This window comes from uncultured Campylobacter sp., from assembly GCF_938030685.1.
In the GTDB taxonomy this organism is placed as follows: domain Bacteria; phylum Campylobacterota; class Campylobacteria; order Campylobacterales; family Campylobacteraceae; genus Campylobacter_B.
The window spans coordinates 1-3,448 of sequence record NZ_CALHHX010000043.1 but is presented as its reverse complement, the minus strand read 5'-3'; the positions used below and the strand labels follow the sequence as shown (position 1 = coordinate 3,448).

4 protein-coding genes and 1 pseudogene are annotated in these 3,448 nt (G+C 47.9%); all 5 read left to right on the top strand.

Going from position 1 to position 3,448, the window contains the following annotated elements:
* On the top strand, window positions 1–438 hold a 438-nt coding region (gene larC / locus Q0369_RS01905; protein ID WP_298095234.1), incomplete at its 5' end, for a nickel insertion protein.
* Window positions 410–1,186, top strand: coding sequence for an ATP-dependent sacrificial sulfur transferase LarE (larE, locus tag Q0369_RS01900; protein ID WP_298095231.1), 777 nt, complete (start codon window positions 410–412; stop codon window positions 1,184–1,186). The genes larC and larE, both read left to right, overlap by 29 nt.
* Window positions 1,176–1,922 (top strand): nickel pincer cofactor biosynthesis protein LarB, encoded by a 747-nt coding sequence (gene larB, locus Q0369_RS01895; protein ID WP_298095227.1) that lies wholly within the window; start codon window positions 1,176–1,178, stop codon window positions 1,920–1,922. The genes larE and larB overlap by 11 nt, the downstream gene beginning before the upstream one ends.
* 104 nt (window positions 1,923–2,026) lie before the next feature.
* Window positions 2,027–3,283, top strand: coding sequence for a DUF2809 domain-containing protein (locus Q0369_RS01890; RefSeq protein WP_298095224.1), 1,257 nt, complete (start codon window positions 2,027–2,029; stop codon window positions 3,281–3,283).
* Window positions 3,284–3,294: 11 nt separating this feature from the next.
* Window positions 3,295–3,448 (top strand): annotated as a pseudogene (locus tag Q0369_RS11165) (L(+)-tartrate dehydratase subunit alpha); the annotation flags it as partial.

Below are 3,448 nucleotides of genomic sequence, written 5' to 3'. Positions count from 1 at the left end.
ATTCTGCGCGAAAACGGCGCGCTAGACGTGTTTAGCCGCTCTATTTTTATGAAAAAGGGGCGCGCGGGCTTTGAGCTAAACGCGCTGTGCCGCAAGCAGGACGCCGCGCGGATAAAGGGGCTAATTTTCGCGCATACGACGGCGATCGGAGTTAGAGAGTGCGTCGTGAGGAAAACGGAGCTTGCGCGCGAGTTTTGCGAGGTAGAGACTAAATACGGCAAAATAAGGCTTAAAATTTCGCGCGGCCGAGTTTGCGGTTTTAACGCCGAACAAAATTTAACGGACGAAAATTTAGCCCGAGATTACCCCGAAATTTTAAAAATCAAGCCCGAATTCGAGGACTGCAAAAAAGCCGCGCAGAGATTTCAAACGACGATCCGCGAGGTTAGAAACGAGACTTTAAAAAAATATGACGAAACTAGAAATTCTAAAAAATGATATAAAAAAGCTGGAAAATTTAGCCGTAGCGTTTAGCGGCGGCGTGGATAGCTCGCTACTGTTGCGCGTTGCCGCCGATACGCTAGGCCGGCGCGCGGTAGCTATCACGCTAAAATCGCCCTATATGTCGGGGCGCGAGATAAAAGAGGCGATGGAATTTACCCGTACTTACGGCATCAGGCACGAAATTTTAGAGCTAGAAGCGCCCGAAGCGGTAAAAAATAATCCGCAAGATCGCTGCTACGTCTGTAAAAAGGCGGTTTTTACACGGTTAATCGAGCTGGCAAAACATCTAGGCTTTACAAATGTCGCCGACGGTACGAACTTAGACGACCTTGGCGAATACCGCCCGGGGCTTAAAGCAAAAGACGAGCTTGGCGTGCTTTCGCCGCTTAAAGGCCTCAAAAAATCAGAGATTAGAGAGCTTAGCCGCGAACTTGGACTGCCGACCGCGGACAAACCCAGCTACGCGTGCCTTCTGACGCGCCTGCCGCACGACAGGGAGTTTTCCGCGGAGGAAATTTCGCTCGTGGAGCGAGTCGAAAATCTGCTAATCTCGCACGGATTTTTAAACGTTCGCGCGCGATTTGACGGCAAAGCCTTTAAGCTGCAAATGGGAGCGAGCGAGACGAGGCGCTTTTGCGCGGGAGATTTTAGCGCCGTCGTACGCGAGATCGCCGCGCTTGGCGAGTATGATATTTTGCTTGATTTAAAGGGGCTTCGCGGGGAGATTTTAAATGACGAATGATGAGGCTTTAAATTTCATCCGAGCCGTAAAATCGGGCGAGAAAAGCGAGCGCGAAGCGATAGAGTTTTTACGGGATTTTCCTTTTAGCGACGCGGGTTGCGCCAAGATCGACACTCAGCGCGCCCTGCGAAACGGCGCGGGCGAGGTGATCTACGGCGAGGGCAAGACGGATGATGAAATTTTACGCATTGCTGGTGCGATCGGCGCGAGAGGGCAAAATATCCTAATCACGCGCACGAACGAGCGGGTTTTTAAGCTAGTGCGCGAAATCTTGCCGCAGGCGGAGTTTAACGCTCGCGGCCGCGTCATCAGCGTCAAATTTAAAGAACCCGCGCTCACGCAAAGCTACATCGCGATAGTATCTGCCGGCACCGCCGACGGCGCGGTCGTGGAGGAGGCGTACGAAACGGCGCGATTTTTAGGCAACGACGCGCGCAAATTTAGCGACGCGGGCGTGGCGGGGCTGCACAGGCTGATCGCAAATTTAGAGCAGATACGCGGCGCAAAGGTCGTGATCGCGGTGGCGGGCATGGAGGGCGCGCTAGCTAGCGTACTGGCGGGCCTCGTGAGCGTGCCCGTGATCGCGGTGCCCACCAGCGTGGGATACGGCGCGAGCTTTGGCGGGCTAGCGGCGCTGCTAGCGATGCTAAACAGCTGCGCAAACGGCGTGAGCGTCGTAAATATCGACAACGGATTCGGCGCCGCGTACAACGCGAGCCTGATAAATCATCTCTAAATTTTAGATAAAATTTGTAAGGGGCAAGGTTGCGAGAGGATACGAAAAAAGCAGTACTTCCGCCTATGGACGCATCTAGAAGTGAGTATTGTTGAGATGCTAGAATGAACTGGGCGATGACGGGTATTGCTATTTTAGCATTTGAAATTTTTATCGCAATTTACGTCAAAGCCGGCTTCATACGCTACTATCTAGGCGATGTGCTAGCCGCGGCTATGCTTTACGCATTCGGACGAGCCGCGTTTAGGCTGCCGCCTAAGATTTTAGCGCTCGCGGCTTTTGCTCTCTCGCTAGTTATCGAAACTACACAATATTTTAAAGTACTTGAAATTTTAGGCATACAAAATTCTTCGCTACGGATAATTTTTGGCGGAACGTTCGATTGGACGGATATTATCTGCTACGCGATAGGCTGTGTTTTAGCTTACGCATCTGAAAATCTCATCGGTAATGAGCATGCGATCTATAGAAAGATAAAAATTTTTAGGCGTAAAAGATTACCCAAAAATTTTAATAAAATTTTGCAAAGCGGCGATGATGAGAAAATTAAGGCGATATTTGAAATTTACGATATAAATGCGGCCGACAAAGACGGCAACACGATACTGCATATGCTGCATGCAGACAAAGATATCAAGAAAAAAGACCCAAACTCGCCCTATGTGTATATGGGCGCAAATTTAATCGAATGGATTATCGTGCAAGGCGGCGACATAAACTCTAAAAATAAAAAGGGCGAGACGCCGCTTAGAAATTTTATGTGGTATGTATATAAAAATTTAAAACTGCATCAAAAGTTAATAATCGTAGGCAAGCAGGACTATACCTCTCGGGAATATATAAGGCAGGCAGATGAAGTTGTTAATATCGATTTTGGAATAATGTATAACTATATATACAATCTTCTACCTGAAAAATCGCAAATTTACGTTTGGCGGCGCTTCGGCAAAAAATTAGAATATCTATATGTGCCCGAGTATCCAACGGATATGGAAAAGTATGATCCGCAAGAATACAGTAAATTTACCTATGATTTTTGGATGAAATTCTTAAGGCAAAAAGATAGCGTGCAGTATAAAATGATACATGCGGCTACTAATTTATACTGGTACTGGGACTACAACGGGGAATATGGAAGTTGGATTTTATGGGATGATGATTATACCGATGAAGCCGCCGCCGAAATTAAAAAATATTTTAAGCTAGGCAATAGGCTAGATGAGCTAAATGACGACGCGCTTGATAAGATGTTTTATGATCTAAGAAAGAGCTGGCATGCTGAAGATGTGGGTAAATTTAGATACCTGTTCGTGCTTTGGTTGCTTAAAAATCCCGAGCCGTTTTTCGAGGATGAAATTTAAAAGGAGAAGCGATGGATAAAGAAAAAGCCGTGCAAAAGATGACCGAGGTCATGGCAAAATTCGTTGGCTACACGGGCAAGGTGCTGCCTGACGACGTGACAGCGAAGCTAAGCGAGCTCGCCGAGCGCGAGACGCAGCCGTTAGCGAAGGAGATCTACAAAACGA